The sequence below is a fragment of the Kitasatospora sp. NPDC101176 genome (assembly GCF_044768035.1).
GTDB lineage: Bacteria > Actinomycetota > Actinomycetes > Streptomycetales > Streptomycetaceae > Kitasatospora.
Window position 1 is genome coordinate 276400 of record NZ_JBIWPA010000002.1, and the last position, 19260, is coordinate 295659.

General features: G+C 76.6%; 16 protein-coding genes and 1 riboswitch. Of the genes, 5 read left to right on the plus strand and 11 right to left on the minus strand.

All coding sequences use genetic code 11. The features are described 5' to 3' along the window. Positions 1-59 precede the first annotated feature (59 nt). Complete coding sequence (locus tag ACIRS1_RS04025; RefSeq protein ID WP_402836616.1) at positions 60-1154, minus strand: hypothetical protein; 1095 nt, start codon at positions 1152-1154, stop codon at positions 60-62. A 322-nt stretch (positions 1155-1476) separates the two neighbouring features. Between ACIRS1_RS04025 and ACIRS1_RS04030 the strand changes: the two genes are divergently transcribed. Then, positions 1477-3549, plus strand: coding sequence for an MFS transporter (locus ACIRS1_RS04030; protein WP_402836617.1), 2073 nt, complete (start codon positions 1477-1479; stop codon positions 3547-3549). Positions 3550-3594: 45 nt separating this feature from the next. Here the strand turns inward: ACIRS1_RS04030 and ACIRS1_RS04035 are convergent, their stop codons facing one another. Further along, positions 3595-4071, minus strand: a complete 477-nt coding sequence (locus tag ACIRS1_RS04035; protein ID WP_402836619.1) for a MarR family winged helix-turn-helix transcriptional regulator — start codon at positions 4069-4071, stop codon at positions 3595-3597. 63 nt (positions 4072-4134) lie between these two features. Here ACIRS1_RS04035 and ACIRS1_RS04040 point away from each other — a divergent pair, with 63 nt between their 5' ends. Continuing rightward, positions 4135-4545, plus strand: a complete 411-nt coding sequence (locus ACIRS1_RS04040) for a cupin domain-containing protein (RefSeq protein WP_402836620.1) — start codon at positions 4135-4137, stop codon at positions 4543-4545. Between the two features lie 90 nt (positions 4546-4635). Further along, positions 4636-4959 carry an antibiotic biosynthesis monooxygenase gene (locus tag ACIRS1_RS04045; RefSeq protein WP_360214510.1) on the plus strand — a complete coding sequence of 108 codons (324 nt, stop codon included), beginning with the start codon at positions 4636-4638 and terminating at the stop codon, positions 4957-4959. A 76-nt stretch (positions 4960-5035) separates the two neighbouring features. On the opposite strand, the gene ACIRS1_RS04050 is transcribed toward ACIRS1_RS04045, so the two are convergent. From ACIRS1_RS04050 to ACIRS1_RS04060, 3 genes are all read right to left on the minus strand, one after another. After that, positions 5036-5914 (minus strand): LysR family transcriptional regulator, encoded by an 879-nt coding sequence (locus tag ACIRS1_RS04050; RefSeq protein ID WP_402836622.1) that lies wholly within the window; start codon positions 5912-5914, stop codon positions 5036-5038. A gap of 146 nt (positions 5915-6060) precedes the next feature. Continuing rightward, positions 6061-8871, minus strand: coding sequence for a glycoside hydrolase family 3 C-terminal domain-containing protein (locus ACIRS1_RS04055; protein ID WP_402836624.1), 2811 nt, complete (start codon positions 8869-8871; stop codon positions 6061-6063). A 277-nt stretch (positions 8872-9148) separates the two neighbouring features. After that, a complete protein-coding gene (locus ACIRS1_RS04060) occupies positions 9149-10099 on the minus strand; it encodes a helix-turn-helix transcriptional regulator (protein ID WP_402836626.1) in 951 nt (316 codons plus the stop codon). Between the two features lie 89 nt (positions 10100-10188). Here ACIRS1_RS04060 and ACIRS1_RS04065 point away from each other — a divergent pair, with 89 nt between their 5' ends. After that, positions 10189-10944 (plus strand): SDR family NAD(P)-dependent oxidoreductase, encoded by a 756-nt coding sequence (locus ACIRS1_RS04065; protein ID WP_360214517.1) that lies wholly within the window; start codon positions 10189-10191, stop codon positions 10942-10944. A gap of 57 nt (positions 10945-11001) precedes the next feature. Here ACIRS1_RS04065 and ACIRS1_RS04070 read toward each other — a convergent pair whose 3' ends face one another. The 6 genes from ACIRS1_RS04070 to ACIRS1_RS04095 form a co-directional block, all read right to left on the minus strand. Then, entirely contained in the window at positions 11002-11880 is an 879-nt protein-coding gene (locus ACIRS1_RS04070) for an ECF transporter S component (protein ID WP_402836628.1), read from the minus strand. Positions 11881-11954: 74 nt separating this feature from the next. After that, positions 11955-13556, minus strand: a complete 1602-nt coding sequence (locus ACIRS1_RS04075) for an ABC transporter ATP-binding protein (RefSeq protein ID WP_402836630.1) — start codon at positions 13554-13556, stop codon at positions 11955-11957. Next, positions 13553-14656, minus strand: a complete 1104-nt coding sequence (locus ACIRS1_RS04080) for a CbiQ family ECF transporter T component (protein WP_402836632.1) — start codon at positions 14654-14656, stop codon at positions 13553-13555. Before ACIRS1_RS04080 ends, ACIRS1_RS04075 begins: the two co-directional genes overlap by 4 nt. 86 nt (positions 14657-14742) lie before the next feature. After that, the gene (locus ACIRS1_RS04085; protein WP_402836879.1) at positions 14743-15384 is read right to left on the minus strand and encodes an SCO2322 family protein; all 642 of its coding nucleotides are present in this window, start codon (positions 15382-15384) and stop codon (positions 14743-14745) included. 92 nt (positions 15385-15476) lie between these two features. Next, positions 15477-16718 carry a prenyltransferase/squalene oxidase repeat-containing protein gene (locus tag ACIRS1_RS04090; protein ID WP_402836634.1) on the minus strand — a complete coding sequence of 414 codons (1242 nt, stop codon included), beginning with the start codon at positions 16716-16718 and terminating at the stop codon, positions 15477-15479. Positions 16719-16835: 117 nt separating this feature from the next. After that, positions 16836-16910, minus strand: a riboswitch (cobalamin riboswitch). A gap of 133 nt (positions 16911-17043) precedes the next feature. Further along, complete coding sequence (locus ACIRS1_RS04095) at positions 17044-17673, minus strand: TetR family transcriptional regulator (RefSeq protein WP_360214528.1); 630 nt, start codon at positions 17671-17673, stop codon at positions 17044-17046. A 221-nt stretch (positions 17674-17894) separates the two neighbouring features. Here ACIRS1_RS04095 and ACIRS1_RS04100 point away from each other — a divergent pair, with 221 nt between their 5' ends. After that, positions 17895-19205, plus strand: a complete 1311-nt coding sequence (locus tag ACIRS1_RS04100) for a glycosyltransferase family 4 protein (protein ID WP_402836636.1) — start codon at positions 17895-17897, stop codon at positions 19203-19205. Positions 19206-19260: the final 55 nt, after the last annotated feature.

The window sequence follows — 19260 nt, forward strand, 5'->3', positions numbered from 1 at the left end:
ACGGCCCGGCTGGTCGCCCTCCGGCTGACGGCCGCCCGGGTTCCGGGGGCGCCGGCCGGTCAGCAGCCCGGGTCGGCCTCCAGGGCGGCCCGGGTCTTCGGCCCGTAGACGTTCTTCTCGCCCTTGATCCGGTTGTAGTTCTGGTAGTCCGTCAGCACCGACTGGGTCCAGTAGTCGAAGGTGCCGGTCACGATCGACTTGTCGACGAATCCGCATTCGGCGGCCCACAGGCGCTGCTGCATGTCCTTCACGTCCGGGCCCGACATCCCGAGCTGCAGCACCCGGGTGGTCGCGGTCGGCGTCGGGGTGGCGGTCGGCGACGGGGTGGTCGTCGGCGTCGGGGTCGGGGTGGGCGTGGGGGTCGGCGTGGCGGCCGGGGCCGGGGGGGCGGCCGGCGGGGCCTGACTGGTCGCCACCGGGGACGGCGTCCTCGTCGGACTCGGCCGGCTCGTCCTGGTCGGCGTCGGGCTCGGCGCCTCGCTGGTCGACGGCTGCGCGCTCGGGGTCGGCACCGCCGGGGTGGTCGGATCCACCGGGGCGGGCGCCAGGGTGGTGGTGGGCAGCGGCTGCGCCTGCCGGTGGCCCGCCCCGGGCGAGGGCGTCACCGCGTAGGCGATGCCGACGGTCAGCGCCAGCAGTCCCGCACCGGCCCCGGCCAGCACCAGCTTGTGCCGGGCGAGCGGGTTCTGCGCGGACTGCTCGGCCGCCCGGCGCGCGGCCCGGCCGCCGGCCCGGTCGGGGTCCTCCGCCGCCGGCGCCGCGTACTCGAACGGGAAGACGCCGAGGTCGCCGCCGGGCGGGGCCTGCGGCGGCGCCGCCGCGGCGTAGGCGCCCGGCCCGGAGGCGGGCACCGGCGGCAGCACGGTGGTGGCGTAGGCGTCGGCGTCCGGCCCGAGCGGCGGGGCCACCGGCGCGGCGGGCCCGGCCGGGGGCGCGACCGGCGGGAGCAGTGCGGTGGCGAAGGCGTCCGCCGCGGGGAATCCCGCGGCGGCCCCGTCAGTGGGCCGGCCGGCCGCCTGCGCCACGTAGGGGCGGACCAGCGGCGGGCCCTCCAGGTGCGGGAGGACGGCCGTCTCGGTGAGGCTCGGATCCGGGAGGCAGCCGCACCCGGTGGAGCGTGCGGTGCCGCACGTCGGGCAGTGCTGGTCCGGCATCGGCCGGCCCTCCTCGGTACTCGGGTGGTCTCCGGGGCGGTCCCGGGCTCACGATCGCGGTGCCCCCCGGCCCACGATCGCGCCTGATTATGCAGGACGTCCCGGAGGGTGGACAGGGGCGTCCGACCCCGGGTGGGGGTGTTGTGCCGGTTGGTGGTGGTTGGCTCCTGATGAACGGTCGGGGAGGAGCGGATGTCCCCCGTGCTGACGTTCGGCTCAACCACGACGCGCAAACCAGGGCATTTCTGACAGCATGGTGAGCTGGGAGTGATCATCCGCCCGGACCGCCGCGTCGGCCGGCCCGCGACCCTACGGAGACGCCATGACGGACCCGCTCGCCGCGTCCGACCGGGGCCCGGCGCCCGCGCCCGGGCCGCCGGAGGTCACCGTCCCCAACCTGTGGCTGCCGATCGGCGCCCTGCTGCTGGCGATGCTGCTCGCCGCCCTCGACCAGACCATCGTCTCCACCGCGCTGCCCACGATCGTCAGCGACCTCGGCGGCCTGGAACACCTCTCCTGGGTGGTCACCGCCTACCTGCTGGCCTCCACCGCCGCCACCCCGCTCTGGGGCAAGCTCGGCGACATGTACGGCCGGAAGCGCTTCTTCCAGGCCTCCATCGTGATCTTCCTGCTGGGCTCCGCCCTCTGCGGAGCGGCGCAGGACATGGGGGAGCTGATCGTCTTCCGCGCCCTGCAGGGCCTCGGAGGCGGCGGTCTGATGGTGCTCTCCCAGGCCATCGTCGGCGACCTCGTCTCACCCCGGGACCGCGGCAAGTACCAGGGCCTGTTCGGTGCCGTCTTCGGCGTCACCAGCGTCCTCGGCCCGCTGCTCGGCGGGCTGTTCGTCGACCACCTCAGCTGGCGCTGGGTCTTCTACGTCAACCTGCCGATCGGCGCCGTCGCCCTGGTGGTCATCGCGGTGGTGCTGCACGGACGGGAGGTCAGGCGCCGGCACCGGATCGACTACCTCGGCACCGCGCTGATCGCCGCCGTCGCCACCTGCCTGGTGCTCATGACCTCGCTGGGCGGCACCACCTGGGCCTGGAGCTCCTGGCAGGTCGTCGGCCTCGGGGTGCTCGGGCTGGTGCTGCTGCTGGCCTTCGTCGAGGTCGAGCGGACGGCCGAGGAGCCCGTGCTGCCGCTGCGGCTGTTCCGCTCCCGGACGTTCAGCCTGGTCGCGGTGATCTCCTTCGTGGTCGGCTTCGCGATGTTCGGCGCGCTCACCTACCTGCCGACCTTCCTCCAGGTCGTCATGGGGGTCTCGCCCACCCTGTCCGGCATCCACATGCTGCCGATGGTGCTCGGCATGCTGGTCACCTCGATCGGCTCCGGCCAGGTCGTCGCCCGCACCGGCCACTACCGGGCCTTCCCGATCGCCGGTACGGCCGTCACCACCGTCGGCCTGCTGCTGCTCTCCCGGCTCGACGAGCACAGCAGCAATGCCGAGATGAGCCTCTACTTCCTGGTCTTCGGCCTGGGGCTGGGGCTGGTGATGCAGGTGCTGGTGCTGATCGTGCAGAACGCCGTCGGCTACCAGGACCTCGGCGTGGCCACCGCGGGGGCCACCTTCTTCCGCTCCATCGGGGCCTCCTTCGGCGTCTCCGTCTTCGGGACGGTCTTCGCCGGCGGACTGCGCGACCGGCTCGCCGACGCCCTGGCCGGTGTGCCGCTGCCGCCCGGCTTCGACCCCGGCGCCATCACCTCCGACCCGCGGGTGATCACCGCCCTGCCGGCCGCCGTCCAGGAGAGCGTCCACCACGCGTACGCCGAGTCGATCACCCGGGTGTTCCTCTACGCGGTGCCCGTCACGGCGGTCGCCTTCGTGCTCTCGCTGTTCCTGCGCGAGCAGCCGCTGCGCTCCACCGTCACCGCCCCCGACCTGAGCGAGTCCATCGGCCTCAACCCGGTCGAACGCTCCTCGCTGGACGAGATCGCCCGGGCCCTCTCGGTGCTGAACACCCGCGAGGCCCGGCGCGACCTCTTCCGGCGGATCACCGCCACCGCCGGGCTCGACCTGCTCCCGGCCTCCAGCTGGCTGCTGCTGCAGATCCACCACCACGGCTCGGTCGAGCCGGCGGAGCTCGCCGAGCACCGGGTCGTCCCGTTCGCCGTCGTGGAGGCGGCGGTCCGGGAGGTCGAGGGCCGCGGCCTGGCGGCCCGCTCCGGCGGCCTGCCGCTGCGGCTCACCGAGGCCGGGGAGGAGGCCGCGCTGAAGCTGGTCGCCGCCCGGCGCGCCCAGCTCTCCGAACTGCTCGGCGACTGGGACGAGCAGCAGTACGCCGACCTCGCCGACCTGCTCACCCGGCTCAGCTCCGCGCTCTGCGCCGACCGGCGCGACCGCCCCGACCGGGTCGAGCCCGAGCCGCCGAACTTCGCGGAGGGCCGGACGCTCTAGGCGTGGTCGTTCCGGAGGCGCAGGGCCCGGGCCGGTGGGCGTCCGTCAGGGGCCCCCGAACCACCGGGCGGTGTCGAGGCGGAACGGGTCGCCGGGGGCGAGCAGCCGCAGGCCGGCCTCCAGCTCGCGCAGCCGCTCCTCGCCGAGGGCGGCGGACCACTCGGCGCGCAGCTCGTCGAAGATCCGGGCCGAGCGGACCAGGCAGTCGACGCCCCGGGCGGTGAGGCGGACCACCTTGCGGCGGGCGTCGGCCGGGTCCGCGGCGCGTTCGACGTAGCCGAGCTGCTCCAGGTGCTCGACGGTCTTGCCGGCGGCCTGCTTGGAGACGCCGAGGCGGCGGCCGAGCTCGACGGCGGTGGTGCCGTCCGGGCCGATCGCCTGGAAGACGAAGCCGTGCGTCGGGCGCAGGGCGGGGTGGCCCTCGCGGGCGATGCGTTCGTGCAGCTCGTCGATGATCGTGCGGAACGCGGACAGCAGGCGCAGCGGCAGCTCGAAGCCGGGCGGGACGGGTTCACTTGACACGATAGACAACCTCATTGACCATATAGACAACGCCATTGACCATCTTAGGGGGATTCCTCAGCCATGCCCGTCATCCGTCACGCCGAAGCCCGCCGCACCGAGACCCCCAACGCCGTCATGACCACCTACGCCTCGCCCACCCAGGGCTCGACCGGCCTCGCCCTGTGGCGCGTCGACATGCGCGCCGGCGGCACCGGCCCGCTGCACGCCATGGACGTCGAGCAGGTCTGGACCCTCCTCACCGGCTCCGCCACCGTCGACCTCGCCGAGGGCCCGGTCACCGTCGCGGCCGGCGACACCCTGGTCCTCCCGGCCGACACCGCACGGCAGTTCACCACCGCCGACGGCTTCGCCGCCGTCGTCGCCGGCCCCTCCCCGGCCCATGCCTACAACCCCGACGCCGTCACCCCCGAGGGCGCCTGCGCGATGGCCCCGCGCGACGCCGAGCGGGTCCTCCCGGCCTGGATCGCCTGAGTCTCCGCCCGGGCGGTGCGCCTCCGGGCCGCCGACCGCTTCGGGGCACCGCTCCGTTCCGTGCGCTGTTCGGTGGGGCAGGATGGAGCCATGAGCGTAGTCAAGATCAACGTACTGACCGTTCCCGCCGAGCAGCGCGAGGTGCTGGAGAAGCGCTTCGCCTCCCGCGCCGGTTCGGTCGAGGGCTCCGACGGCTTCGAGTGGTTCGAGCTGCTCCGCCCGGTCGAGGGCACCGACAGCTACCTCGTCTACACCCGCTGGCGTGACGAGGAGTCCTTCCAGGCCTGGATGGAGGGCCCGATGAAGTCGGCCCACCAGAACGGCGGCGAGGGCGAGGCGCCCAAGCGCCCCGCGGCCTCCGGCTCCACCCTCTGGTCCTTCGACGTCGTCCAGTCGGCGGGCCCGAAGGGCTGATCCGACGGCGGTGGCGGCGCGTCCCGGGGTTCCGGGGCGCGCCGTCGTGTGCGGCGGGACGCCCCGTCGGGCGCCGTCACGCGGCGGCGGGGCGGAGGGCCTCGCGCAGGCCGGGGACGGGCTCGCGGTCGGCGCGCCAGACCAGCCGCAGCCGGAGCCCCGGCACCTCCAGGGGGAGCCGGACCAGGGTGCCCGAGGCGAGCTGCTCCCGGACCGCGAAGTCGGGGAGCAGGGCGATCCCGAGGCCCTGTTCCGCGCAGGCGCGGGTGACGGCGACACCGCCGGTGCGGACGCGCTCGACGTCGTTGCCGAGCAGGCGCTCCCCGGCGAGCCGGAAGGAGCAGGCGGGGGAGTCCACCAGCAGGTGCCGGCCGCGCAGGTCCTCGCGGTGGAGGCCGCCGGCGCGGCCGAGGGGGTGGGCCGGCGCGGCGACCAGCGAGAGCGGGACGTCGCACAGGTCCAGGTGGTCGAGCGGGGCGGGCGGCAGGTAGAAGCCGAGTTCGCCGAGCGGGCCCGCGGTGTCCAGGACGAGCGCCGCCTCCAGGGCCCCGGCGGCGACGCCGCCCAGCAGGCCGTCCCGGGCGGTGCCGGTGTGCAGTGAGACCGCCAGGTCGGGCCGGCGCTCGGCGAGGCGGGCCAGCACGGCGGGCACGTGGGTCGCCGCGACGGTCTCCAGGGCGCCGAGCCGCAGCCGGGGGCGGGCGGTGGCCACCTCCCGGCGCGCCCGGTCGGCCTGGTCGAGCAGGCGGCGGGACCAGGGCAGCAGCCGTTCGCCGGCGGCGGTGAGGGCCATTCCGTGCGGGGCCCGGTCGAACAGCTCGGTGCCCAGGCTCCGTTCCAGCGTCCGGATCTGCTCGGACACCGAGGAGGGCGCGAGGCCGAGCGCCACGGCCGCGCCGGTGACGGTCCGGTGGGCCACGACGGCCTCGAAGACGCGCAAGTGACGGAATTCCACCCGGCACCCCTCGAACGTCCTTGCTGCTCGTTCCGCGGGACAGCGTACGGGTGGGACGCGCGGTTGCGTACGGGTACGACGGATCGTCACCACCGCACCGCCCCGGGCCCGGCGCGGGGGCCGGGTCCGGGGCGGTGCGGGGCGGCTCAGGAGGGCAGGATCCAGCGCTGGTTGGCCCCGCCGTGGCAGTCCCAGATCTGCAGCCGGGTCCAGTCGGCGCTGCTGCCGTCGCGGGCGTCCAGACAGCGGCCGGAGAGCGGGTTGACGAGGGTGCCGTCCGGGCGCGGCTGCCAGTGCTGGGCTCCGGTGCCGTTGCACTCGTACAGCTGGACTGGTGTCCCGGCCGCGGTCCAGCCGTTGGTGACGTCCAGGCACTTGCCGAAGGCGTGCAGCGAGCCGTCCTGCTGGACGGTCCAGTCCTGGGCGCCGGTGGAGTTGCAGTGGTAGAGCTGGACGGTGGTGCCGTTGACGGTCGCGGCGCGGATGACGTCCATGCACTGGCCGGCGATGCCGGTCACCGGGCCGCTCGGCCGGGGGGTGTTCCAGCGCTGGTCGGCGGCTCCCGAGCAGTCCCGCAGGAGCAGCCGGCCGTCGGCGGCGGCCAGGCAGCGGCCGGAGGCGGGCTGGAACAGCGAGGCGTCCGGGCGGAGCCGCCACTCCTGGCCGGCACCGCCGGTGCAGTCCCGCAGGCGCACCGCGGAGCCGTCGGCGGTGCCGGCCGGGGCGAGGCAGCCGCCCGGGAACGCGATGCCGCCGTCGGAGCCGACGGTGGCGTCCTGGGCCGCGGTGCCCGCGCAACCGACCGACCGCACCGCCTCGTCCGGGTCCGCCGCGGCGACCTCGGCGTCCAGGCAGGACCCGTCGGCGCCGGTGATCCGGCCGGACCAGGTGGAGACGGCCGGGGAGCCCGGCACCTCGACCGCGCCCTGCAGCCGCGGGGCCCGGGAGGAGGACCCGACGGTGAGGCCGTACCGGCCGCCGGGCACCTGCCAGCCGTGCACCCCGGAGTCCCAGACCGAGAAGTCCGGGCGCTCCAGCCGCAGCTCCACGTGGGTCGAACGGCCGGGCGCCAGGGTGACCTTGTCGAAGCCCTTGAGCTGCTGCGGCGGCTCCCCGGCGGCGGACGGGAAGGCGACGTACAGCTGCGGGACCTCGGTGCCGGTCCGGGTGCCCCGGTTGGTGACGTCGAAGCCGACCCGGACCCGGCCGGCGGAGTCCGGGCCCGTCACGGTGAGCCCGGAGTAGCCGAAGGAGGTGTAGGACAGGCCGTACCCGAAGGGGAACAGCGGCGGGGTGCCGGAGGCGTCGTACCAGCGGTAGCCGACGTCGAGCCCCTCGGTGTAGTGGTAGGCGCCGTCGGTGCCGGGGTACTGCGACGCGTCGCGGATCGGCGTGGCCGCGGCCGAGGTGGGGAAGGTGACGGGCAGCCGGCCGCCGGGGTCGACGTCGCCGAACAGCACGTCGGCGAGCGCGGTGCCGCTCTGTTCGCCCGGGTACCAGGCCTCGACGACCGCGGCGACGGAGTCCAGCCAGGGCATGGTGACGGGGCCGCCGGTGTCGAGCACCACCACCGTCCGGGGGTTGGCCTTGGCGACGGCCCGGATCAGGGCGTCGTCCGCCGGCGCGAGGTCCAGCGAACCGCGGTCGGCGCCCTCGGTCTCCTCGTCCCCGACCACGACCACCGCGACGTCCGCCCCGGCGGCCACCGAGGCGGCGGCGCCGGCGTCGTCACCCTTGTGGTAGCGCACCTGGACCCCGGCGCCGGCCCTGGCGGCGATCCCCTGGCGGGGCGTCACCGTGTAGCCGTCGTAGGGGGTGACGTGCGAGGAGCCGTAGCCGCCGGTGTAGCTGCGGTCGGCCCACGGCCCGATGACCGCGATCGAGTGCAGCCGGGAGGCGTCCAGGGGCAGTGCCGCGCCCTGGTTGCGCAGCAGGACCGTGCCGGCGGCGGCGGCCGTCCGGGCGTCGCGGGCCCCGGCGGCCGGATCGGCGGCGGGTGCCTGGCCGCCGTCCAGGGCCCCGGTGCGGACCATCAGCCGCAGCACCCGGCGCACCTGGTCGTCCAGGACGGCCGGGGCGAGCCGGCCGTCGGCCACGGCGGCGGGCAGGTCGGTGAACCAGGTGGAGCCGCCGAACTCCTGGTCCAGTCCGGCCGCAGCGGCGTTCACCGAGGAGTGGGTGGCGGGGTAGTCGGAGCCGACGACCCCGTCGAAGCCCCAGCGGCCCTTCAGCACGTCCCGCAGCAGCGGGAAGTTCTCGCAGGCCCAGACGCCCTCGACCGGGTTGTAGCCGCACATCGCCGACCAGGCGCGGCCGTCGCGGACGGCCGCCCGGAAGGCCGGCAGCTCGATCTCGGTCAGCGTCCGCTCGTCGACCTCGGAGCTGTACGACTGCCGGTTGTCCTCCTGGTTGTTCGCCGCGTAGTGCTTGACCTGCGCCGCGACGCCCTGGGACTGGATGCCGCGCACCTCGGCGGCCGCGACCCGGGAGGCCAGGAACGGGTCCTCGCCGAGCGTCTCGAAGTTCCGGCCGCCCTGCGGGACGCGCACGATGTTCACCATCGGGGCGTAGAGCACCTGGTAGCCGCGGGCTCGTGCCTCGCGGCCCAGGACGGTGCCGTAGGTGGTGGCCAGGGCGGGGTCGAAGGCGGCGGCCAGGGCGACCGGCGCGGGCAGCGCGGTCGCCGGCAGGCCGTCCCGGACGCCGGCTGGGCCGTCGGAGAGCAGCAGCGGGGGGATCCCGAGCCGGGGCACGCCCTCGACGTAGCCCACCGAGTGGGCGTCGTCCGGCGCGGTGACGCCCAGCAGCAGCCGGGCCTTCTCGTCGGTGGTCAGTTGGGCGAGCAGGGCCTCGACCCGTTGTTCCGGGGAGGCCGCGGTGGCGGTCCTGGGGGTGGTGGGGGGTGTGGTGGGGGCGGGGGCGGCGACCGCGGTGGTGGTTCCGGAGGCGGTGGTCACCGTGAGGAGACAGCCACCGAGGCCGAGGCGGAGGGTTCGCGTCCAGGAGGAGGTTCGACGCATGGCGACACCGATCGATGAACTGCGGCCGTGTGGGGCGGCCGAGAAAGTGTGACTGTCTGTCAAACTTACCCATAGTGAACACCTGGTTACACGTCGTGCGGGGGCGTGTCGTGCAGGTCGGCGGGAGCGGAGGGCTGCCGCGGCGGGCGCCCTTCGTGTGCCCCCCGTCCGCCGAGGGCGGGGGCGATCGGGTTTCGGGACGCCCGGCGGGGCGTCAACCCGACTGCGGCGCGCGACGTTCGGCGGCGGGACCGCGGTGGCGGAACTCCGTCGGGGTGCATCCGTGGTGCGCGCGGAACCGGCGGGTCAGGTGCGGGTGGTCGGTGAACCCGGCGGCGGCCGCGATCTCGGCCAGCGGGAGCCGGGTGCGGCGGATCAGATGGCCCGCCACGTCCAGGCGCACGGCCGCGAGCTCCGCCTGGAAGCTGGTGCCCGCCCGGGCGAAGGCCCGTTGCAGCGAGCGCGGCGCCACCGCGAGCTCGCCGGCCAGCGCGGCGACGCGCCAGGCCGCGGCCGGCTTCCGGGCGAACCGGGCGCGGGCCGCGTCCACCAGGGCCCGTCCGGCCCGTGGCCCGGGGGTGGGCGCGGCGGTGGGGGCGGGCCGGTCCGACCACTCCAGTCGCCACCCGTGGATCTCCGGGGCCCCGCCGGGCCGCCAGGGGGCGTCCGCCGGAAGGGCCGTCGAGGCCGCCCCGAGCAGGGTGACGCGCACCGGGCCGTCGACCACCGCCCCCACCCCGGCGGCGTGCAGGGCGCAGACGAAGACCGTCTCGGCCACGGCCGGGCGACGCCCGAGGTAGGGCAGGTGCTCGACGGTCAGGCGGCCGGGTCGCAGCAGGGTGCTCGTCCGGTGGCCGGCGTGCAGCCACGGTTCGGCCAGGCTCGCCCGGGCGAGCAGGTCGGCGACGTCGGCGGCGCAGAGCAGCGTCCGCAGCCGGGCGTCCCGGGGGCGCTCGAACAGCCGGCGCGCGGCGTCGAGCACGGCGGCCGGCCCGCAGGAGTACAGGGCGCCGAGCAGCTCGCGGTGCAGGCCCTCGGGCACCGGTGCGCCCTCGGCGAGCAGCGCCCGGACGGTGCCGGCGGAGGGCGCGAGCGGGCCCCGGCCGTGCCGGAGCACCCCGTGCAGGGCGGCGGCGGCCAGCTCGGGGCTGACGGTGCGGGTCACCGGTCGGGCCCCGCCGGGCGGAGCGGCCAGGCGTGCGGCATGGCGCGATGGTACAAGTGCGGACCGGCCGGGGAGGCCATCGTGGGGGCATGAACGTGAACGGAAGACGCGTCCTGGTCACCGGCGGCACCAGCGGGGTCGGACTGGCCCTGGCGGCGGAACTGACGGCGGCGGGTGCACGGGTGGCGGTCTGCGGCCGCCGGGTCGTCGAGGGCGGCGCGCCGCCGGCGGAGGGGGTGACGGCCCTCGCCGCCGACCTCGGGCGCCGCGGCGAGGCCGCCCGGGTGGTGGACCGGGCGGCGGCCGCGCTCGGCGGGCTCGACGTGGTCGTCGCCAACGCGGGCGTGCAGCACCTCGTCGACCTCACCGGCGGCCCGAGCGCCGCCGTCCTCGACCGGACCGCCGAGGAGATCGAGGTCAACCTCCGCTCGGTGGTGGAACTGGCCGCCGCGGCCTGGCCCCACCTGGCCGCCGGCGGTGGCGCCGAGCCCGCGGCCTTCGTCGCCGTCACCTCCGGACTGGCCTACGCCCCCAAGCGCTCCGCCCCCGTCTACTGCGCCACCAAGGCCGCCGTGCACACCCTGCTGCGGTCGCTGCGCTATCAGGCCGAGGAGTCCACCCCGTGGATCCGGGTCCAGGAGGCGGTCCTGCCGCTGGTCGACACGCCCATGACGGCCGGCCGGGACGGCGCCGTCCGCAAGATCCCGGCCGCAACGGCGGCCGCCGCCCTGCTGGAGGGCATCCGCCGCGGCCGCCCGACCATCCCGATCGGTGCCGCCCGCACGCTGCTGGCCTTGCTCCGGCTGCACCCCCCGACGGCGTACCGGCTGCTGCGCGACACCTGACGGCGCCGGCGGCGTGCGTACGGGCTGGTGGCCGGCGGGCCCGCCCCGGGTGCGGCCTCACCCGCCCGGCGGGCGGAAGGACACCGGGGCGTCGAAGGCGGCGCGGCGGGTGGCGCGGCGCAGGGCGCGCAGCACGGGTGTGCCGAGGGTGAGGCACAGCACGACGGTGAGGGCCGCCCTGGGGAGGTCCCACCCGAGGGAGGTGGTGAGGCAGTAGGCCGCGAAGCGGACCAGGTTGGCGGAGACCGGGTCGCCGGGGACGAACGAGATGGAGCCGGACAGCCCCGCGATGTAGGGCCAGCCCTGGAGGTTCATGACGGTGCCGTACAGGACGGCGGCGAGGGCGCCGTAGACCGCGAGCAGCCAGAGTTCGCGCCGGCCGCGCAGGGTGGCCGGGCCGGGCAGCAGGCCCGCACCGAGACAGACCCAGCCCATGGCGAGCATCTGGAACGGCAGCCACGGCCCGACGCCGCCGGTCAGCAGCGCGGACGCGAACATCGACAGCGCGCCGAGGACGAAGCCGAAGCCCGGCCCGAGCACCCGGCCGGAGAGCACCATCAGGAAGAACATCGGCTCCAGGCCCGCCGTGCCCGCGCCGAGCGGGCGCAGGGCCGCGCCGGTCGCGGCCAGGACGCCCAGCAGCGCCACGGACTTGGCGTCCAGTCCGGGGGCCCCGCCGCCGGCCGTGCGGCCCTCGGAGATCTGGGCGACGACGACGGCGAGCAGCAGCGGCAGCAGCAGTGCGAACAGCCAGGGGGCGTCGGCGGAGTGCCCGACCAGGGCGGAGTCGGTGGCGGCGAGCAGCGGCCAGCCGAAGCCGGCGACGCCGACCGCGGAGACCAGCAGCAGGGTCGTGACGGAGCGGCGGCCGAGCGGGACGGGCCGGGCGAGCGAGCGGGGGCGGGCCGCCGCGGGCTGCCCCGGCTCCGGGCGCACGGGTGCCGGGGGTCGGGGCTCCGGGCGGTGGGCTTCCGGGCGGTTCGGGCGGGGCGGGCCCGGTTCGGGGCGGCTCATGAGCTCAGCGCCTCCGCGACCTGCCGCACGGTGAGCCACGGGCCGGGCGCCAGCACCTTGGCGACCTGCGGGGCGAAGGCGGGGGAGGAGACCACGACCTCCGCGGTCGGCCCGTCCGCGACGACCTCGCCCTCGGCCAGGATCACCGTGCGGTGGGCGAGTTCGGCGGCGAGCTCGACGTCGTGGGTGGCCAGCAGGACGGCGTGGCCGTCAGCGGCGAGGTCGCGCAGGATCTCCACCAGCCGGGCCTTGGCGGCGTAGTCGAGGCCGCGGGTCGGCTCGTCGAGGAGCAGCAGCGGGGGCCGGGCGGTGAGCACCACGGCCAGGGCCAGGGTGAGTCGCTGGCCCTCGGAGAGGTCGCGCGGGTGGGCGGTGTCGGGGATCCCCGGGAGCAGGCGCTCGACCAGGGCGCGGCAGGTGCCGGGGTCGGCACCCGCGTCGCCGTCGGCCGCGGCGCACTCGGCGGCGACGCTCTCGCCGTACAGCAGGTCGCGAGGGTCCTGGGGGACGAGGCCGACCTCGCGGACCAGCTCGGCGGGCCGGGTGCGGTGCGGGGTGCGGCCGCCGACCCGGACGCTGCCGGAGGCGGGCGCGTGCAGGCCGACCAGGCCGCCCAGCAGGGTGGACTTGCCGGCGCCGTTGCGGCCCATCAGGGCGGTGATCTCGGCGGGGCGCAGCGTGAGGTCGACCCCGCGCAGGGCCTGGACGGGGCCGCGTCGCACGGCGAGGCGCTCGACGGTGGCGACCGGGGTGCCGGTCGGGGTTCCGGCGGTGGCCGGGTGGCGGCCGTCGAGGCGTTCGCGCAGCGGGCCGGCCTTGCGGCGGGCGTCGCGGACGGACAGCGGCAGCGGCCGCCAGCCCGCGAGCCGGCCGAGGCCGACCACCGGCGGGTGCACCGGCGAGTGCGCCATCACCTCCGCCGGTCCGCCGAGGACGGGCGGGGAGCCCGGGGTCAGCAGCAGCACCTGGTCGGCGTACTGGGCGACCCGTTCCAGCCGGTGTTCGGCCATCAGCACGGTGGTGCCCAGGTCGTGCACCAGCCGTTGCAGGACGGCGAGCACCTCCTCGGCCGCACCCGGGTCGAGCGCCGAGGTGGGTTCGTCGAGGACCAGGACGCGGGGGTGCACGGTGAGCACCGAGCCGATCGCGACGCGCTGCTGCTGGCCGCCGGAGAGCGAGGCGAGGGCGCGGTCGCGCAGGTCGGCGAGGCCGAGCAGGTCGAGGGTCTCCTCGACCCGGCGCCGCATCACGTCGGCGGGCAGGCCCAGCGACTCCATGCCGTAGGCGAGTTCGTCCTCGACGGTGTCGGTGACGAAGTGCGCCAGCGGGTCCTGCCCGACGGTGCCGACCAGGTCGGCGAGGTCGCGCGGCCGGTGTTCGCGGGTGTCCCGGCCGCCGACGGTGACCCGGCCGTGCAGGACGCCGCCGGTGAAGTGCGGGACGAGGCCGCTGACCGCCCCCAGCAGGGTGGACTTGCCGGAGCCCGACGGGCCGACCAGCAGGCACAGTTCGCCCTCGGGCACGCTCAGGTCGACGCCGCTCAGGGCCGGCTCGGCGGCGTCCGCGTACTGGACGGAGACCTGCTCGAAGGTGATCACGAGGCCCTCCGGGGCGGGGTCGGGGTGGCGAACGCCGGTACCAGGCCCAGGAGTACGGCCAGGACGGCGGCCAGCGGCAGCGCGGGGACGGTCGGCGGGACGACGGTGGGGGCGAAGGCGGCGGGATCGACGGAGGAGAGGTGGACGGTGAGCGCGGCGACGGCGGCGCCGGAGCCTGCGGTCAGCCACTCGGGCAGCGCCCAGGGGTCGGGCCGGTAGCGGGTCCTGACGGACCGTCGGCCTCCCAGCAGCAGCCCGGTGAAGGCGGCGGCCAGACCGAGCAGCAGGACCGGCAGCGCCCAGCCGGCGCCCCCGGCGGTGAGCAGCCCGTACGCGGCCAGGCAGACCCCGAGCAGGCCGGCCAGGGTGAGTGCGGCCGTCACCCGGGCGAGGCGGCGCGGGACGTCGGCGGTGCGGCCGAAGCCGCGGGTGTCCATCGCGGCGGCCAGCTCCACCGAGCGCTCCAGCGCGCCCTCCAGGACGGGCAGTCCGACCCTGAGCACGGCGGCGATGCCCTTGTCACTGCGGCCGCGCAGCCGGCGGGCGGCGCGCAGCCGGCGCACGTCCGCGACCAGGTTGGGCGCGAAGGTCATCGCCACCACGACCGCGACACCCGCCTCGTACAGCGCCCCGGGCAGGGTGCGCAGCAGTCGCGCCGGGCTGGCCAGGGCGTTGGCGGCGCCGACGCAGACCAGCAGGGTGGCCAGCCGCAGGCCGTCGTACAGCGCCGCGAGCAGCCCCTCGACGGTCACCCGGCCGCCGATCCGCACCCCCTGCGCCCAGGCCGGGAGCGGTACCTCGGGCAGGGTGAACAGGACGTGCGTCCCGGGGACGGGCGAGCCGAGGAGGATCGCGAACACCAGCCGGATGCCCAGCACCAGCAGGCCCAGGCGCAGGAACGCGCCGTACGAACGGGACCAGGGCGCGTCGCCGCGCCGGGCCGCCACCACGTACCCGGCGACGGCGGCGAGCAGCAGCAGGATCGCCGGGTTGGTGGTGCGGGTCGCCGCGGCGCCCAGCCCGAGCGCCCACAGCCACCAGGCCCCCGGGTGCAGTTGACGGGGGCCGGTGGGGGGTCGGGTGCTGCGGGCTGGGCGCACGGATCAGTCCAGGTCGGGATCGGGGCGGGCGGGCCGGTTCGGTTCGCTGCGGTTGGGTTCGGTTCGCTGCGGTTCGGTTCGGGGGATCAGGAGGAGTGGCGGCGGCGGGTCTGCCAGACGGCGCCGCCGGCCAGGACGGCGACCAGCGCTCCGCCGGCGATCAGGCCGAGGTCCGGCCCGCCGTGGCCCCCGCCGTCGGCGGGGCCGCCCGCCGTGGCCGCGCCGCCGAGCTGCTCGCCGCACCCGGCCCTCGGGTAGCCGGCGATGGCGCAGAGCAGGCCGTTGGTGTCGTACCGCAGCGGCGGGGCGACGGCGGCCAGCACCTCGGCCGAGGTGGCGTTCGGGGCGACGGCGGCACACGCCGTGCGCTGCTCGGGCGGCGCCTCGGTGGAGCCGGCGTCGGCGGCGGTGCCGAAGTCCAGCACCACGGCGACCCGCTTGCGGCCCTCCTGGGCGGGGGTGTCCGCGCAGACGGCGGCGAAGCCCGTGGCCGCACGCGGCCGGGCGGCGTCGCGGCCGCCGTCCGGGCTGACGGCGAAGCGCCAGCCGTCCACCGCTCCGTCCGGGGGGACCGACACCGCCGGCCCCTGCTGCTGGTAGGCCCAGCCGGTGTCGGTGGCGCGCCAGAACGACCAGTACCGGTACCCGGCGGCCTCGGCGGGCGCGGCGGTGGCGACCAGCAGCAGCGCGCCCAGCAGCGGGGCGAGCAGCAGCGGGGCGAGCGGCAGGGCGGTGCGGGGCCGCCGGCCCGGACGGGCCCCGGGGCCCGTCCGGGGGGAGCCCGCCGGGCCGCCCCGGGCGGGGCCGGTGGTGCGGGGGGTCACGGCCTGGCGCCGCGCTTGCGCTGGAGGCTGAGCACCAGGCCGCCGCCGACGCCGATCAGCAGGCCGACGACGATCAGCCAGTACTGGCCGAAGCCGTCGCTCTTCTTCGCCGGCTGGGTGGCGGCGGCCGCCGGGCTCGCGGTGGCCGCGGGGGCCGGGCCGAGGGCGGTGAGCTGGGCGGTCAGCGCGGCGGTGTCGCGCTGGGCGGCCTGGGTGACCAGCAGGAGCGTGGCGGTGGCGCCGGCGTCGGTGCCGCCCTTCGTCCAGGTGGCGCCCTCCTTGCCGAGCCAGTCGACGGCGCCGGTGGCCTGCTGCGGGTGGCCGCTCTGGATCAGGCCGAGGGCGGCCCAGGCGGTGGCGGTGTAGTCGGGGGTGGCCGGGGCACCGGGGGTGGTGAGCGAGAGGTGGTCGCCGCCGGCGGTGAGCTGGGCGCTCAGGTACGCGGCGGCGGCCTCGCCCGAGTCGGCGTGGGCGACGGGCGCGGCGGGGGCGCCGTCGGGGCAGCCGAGGGCCTTGGGCGTGGCGTCGGCGCGGGCGGTGGTGGCGACCGGGAGGTGGCCGCCGGCGGCGGCGAGCGAGGCCTGGCCGCTGGCGAGGGCATTGGGCGCGAGGGCGCCGGTCGCCGGGTCGGGCTGGTAGGCGAAGGCGCCGCGCTGGTCGGCGGGCGCGGCGCAGCCGAGCTGGTAGAGGGCGAGCCCGTCGAAGGCGTTCCGGCCGGCCTTGGCGACGGCCGCCGGGTCGGCCTTGGCGGCGAACAGGGCGTTGACGGCGAGGCCGGTGGAGTTGGCGTCGCCGGGGCTGCCCGGGTTGTAGGCCCAGCTGCCGTCCGCGTTCTGGTTGGCCTTGAGCCACTGGACGCCCTTGTCGACGGCGTCCTGGTGCCCGCCGAGCGCGACCAGGGCCTGGACGGCGACGGCGGTGGCGTTGCTGTCCTCGGTCTTGGCGTCGCAGGCCGCGCCGGCGGCCCGGTAGGAGGGCCAGCCGCCGTCCTCGCACTGCTGCCCGGTGAGCCAGCCGACCGCGGACGCCGCCGGGGTGACCTTGGCCGCCGCGAGGGCGGTGAGCGCGAGCGACTGCCGCCACACGCCGTCGTACGTCGGGTCGCCCTTTCCGTACAGGCCGTCGGGGACGGCCGCGGTGGTCGGCGCGGGGCTGTCGGCGAGGGCCGGTGCGGCGGCGGCGCCGGTGAGCAGCGCGGCGGACAGGGCGGCGGCGCCCAGGCGGGCGGCGGTGAGCATGGTGGAGTGGTGCCTTTCAGTGAGCGGTGGTGGCCCCGGGGGCCGTTCCGTAGTCCTCGACGGTGCCGGGCGGTGCGCGGTGGCGGGCCCGGACTGGCCGCTCGCCCCTCCGCGGGCGGTCCGACTCGCCGGGGCCGCGGCGGCTCCGGACTCACGGTTGCGGGGTCAGCGCCGGATTCGCACCGGCTTCCCCCGCGGGAGGGGCGGGATGGAGTTGTGCTGCCCGTCGACTCTAAGCCCTGGGGTCCGCCGCCGGGCTCAGGGCCCGTCCGGGCAGCCCGCCGGGTGCCGCCCGGGGAGGAACAGGTTCCAGTCGGGGCCCGGTTCAGGGCAGGGTGAGCAGCCGGGCCGCGGTCTGCAGGTCGGCGCGGACCTCGGCGATCGAGGCGCGGCCGGAGAGCCAGGCGACCAGGGCCGAGTGCCAGGTGTGCTCGATCACCCGGACGGCCGCGCGCTGGCTGTCGCTGGGTGGCCCGGACTGGCCGATGGCGTCCAGGATGAGCTGTCCGGTGGCGGAGCTGACCTGGTCCACCTCGGCCCCGACGGAGCGGTCCGCGAAGGACAGCGCCCGGACCATCGCCTCGGCGAGCAGGGGCTCGCGCTGCAGGGCGTGGAAGGCCCGGGTGAGCGTGTCGGCGACCCGGGGGGCCGGTTCGAGGTCGGTCGGCGGGTGCCGCCGGATGTGTTCCTGGAGGCCCTGCAGCTGCTCCAGCATGACGGCGACCAGCAGGTGGACCTTGGACGGGAAGTACCGGTAGAGCGTGCCGAGGGCGACCTGGGCGCTCTCCGCGACCTCCCGCATCTGTACGGCCTCGTACCCGCCCCGGGCGGCCAGGGCGGTGGCGGCCCGCAGGATCCGCCGGCGGCGCTCGGCCTGGCGCGCGGTCAGCGACGGCTCACCGGGCGGTGCGGGCGGCGGTGCGGCGGGGCTCGTGGAGGTGGTCGGAGGCGGCAAGGAGTGCTCCCGGGGCGCGTGGGTGGCGGTGTGCTCCACAAGGTCGGCATGGTCCGGCGTGGCGGGAATCACCAGCCCTGGCTCCTGAGGGAAAGCTACGGGCCGGTATCTTCGAGGTCTCTCATTGTTCACATGGTCGATGACGAGTTCCACACCCACTGAAACCTGATCTACTTTAGCGACCAGCAGCACAGATAGCAGCTAGAGATGAGGGCCCGAGGATGACCGCGCAGCCGCTGCGGATTGCCCTGCTGTCGTACCGCGGGGACCCCTTCTGTGGCGGTCAGGGCGTGTACGTCCGGCACCTGTCGCGCGAGCTGGCCAGGCTCGGCCACCACGTGGACGTGATCGGGGCCCAGCCCTTCCCGGTGCTGGACGAGGTCGAGGGCCCCGGTTCGGTGCGCCTGGTCGAACTCCCCAGCCTGGACCTCTACCGCGCCGACGACCCGTTCCGCACGCCGGCCCGCGGGGAGTTCCGCGGCCCGGTGGACGTCCTGGAGTTCGCCACCATGCGCACCGGCGGCTTCCCCGAGCCGCTGACCTTCTCGCTGCGCGCCCGGCAGTACCTGGCCCGGCACAAGGGCCGCTACGACGTGGTGCACGACAACCAGACCCTCGGCTACGGCCTGCTCGGCCTGGCCCGGTACGGCTTCCCGCTGGTCACCACGATCCACCACCCGATCACCGTGGACCGGCAGTTGGAGCTGGACGCGGCCGACACCCGGCTGCGCAGGCTGTCGCTGCGCCGCTGGTACGCCTTCACCCGGATGCAGCGCCGGGTCGCCGCCCGCCTGGACCACGTGATCACCGTCTCCGGCAGCTCGCAGCGCGAGATCGCCGAGCACCTGGGCGTCGCGCCCGGTGCGATCTCGGTGGTGCCGATCGGCGCCGACACCCGGCTGTGGTCGCCCTCGGACGCCGTCGAGCGGGTGCCGGGCCGGATCGTCACCACCTCCAGTGCCGACGTCCCGCTGAAGGGGCTGGTGTTCCTGGTCGAGGCGCTCGCCAAGGTGCGCACCGAGCGCCCCGCGCACCTGGTGGTGGTCGGCAAGCCGCAGAAGGACGACGGCCCGGTGGCCGAGGCGGTGCGCCGCTTCGGACTGGCCGAGCACATCGAGTTCCGCAGCGGCCTCACCGACCGGGAGCTGGTGGACCTCTACCGCTCGGCCGAGGTGGCCTGCGTGCCGTCGCTGTACGAGGGCTTCTCGCTGCCCGCCGCCGAGGCGATGGCCACCGGGACCCCGCTGGTGGCCACCACCGGCGGCGCGATCCCGGAGGTGGCCGGGCCGGACGGACGCACCTGCCTGGCCGTGCCGCCGGGCGAGGCGGACGGGCTGGCGGCGGCGCTCGGACGGCTGCTGGACGACCCGGAGCTGCGCGGGCGGCTCGGGGGCGCCGGCCGCGAGCGGGTGCTGGCCCGGTTCACCTGGGAGCGGGCCGCCGAGCTGACCGCCGAGGCCTACCGCGCGGCCATCGCCACCGGGGCCGGGGCCCGGGCCCGTTCGGGGCCGGGCTGGCGCTACGTGCCCTGAGCCACCCGCCCCGGCCGGCCCGGGCGCGCTCCGGCGGCCCCGACCCACCCGGCCG

What these genes read in the sequence shown, in the direction of transcription:
- ACIRS1_RS04040 (WP_402836620.1), top strand. Translation starts at nt 4,135, where the DNA reads ATGCCCGTCATCCGTCACGCCGAAGCCCGCCGCACCGAGACCCCCAAC.
- ACIRS1_RS04045 (WP_360214510.1), top strand. Translation starts at nt 4,636, where the DNA reads ATGAGCGTAGTCAAGATCAACGTACTGACCGTTCCCGCCGAGCAGCGC.
- ACIRS1_RS04100 (WP_402836636.1), top strand. Translation starts at nt 17,895, where the DNA reads ATGACCGCGCAGCCGCTGCGGATTGCCCTGCTGTCGTACCGCGGGGAC.
- ACIRS1_RS04025 (WP_402836616.1), bottom strand. Translation starts at nt 1,154, where the DNA reads ATGCCGGACCAGCACTGCCCGACGTGCGGCACCGCACGCTCCACCGGG.
- ACIRS1_RS04030 (WP_402836617.1), top strand. Translation starts at nt 1,477, where the DNA reads ATGACGGACCCGCTCGCCGCGTCCGACCGGGGCCCGGCGCCCGCGCCC.
- ACIRS1_RS04090 (WP_402836634.1), bottom strand. Translation starts at nt 16,718, where the DNA reads ATGCTCACCGCCGCCCGCCTGGGCGCCGCCGCCCTGTCCGCCGCGCTG.
- ACIRS1_RS04065 (WP_360214517.1), top strand. Translation starts at nt 10,189, where the DNA reads ATGAACGTGAACGGAAGACGCGTCCTGGTCACCGGCGGCACCAGCGGG.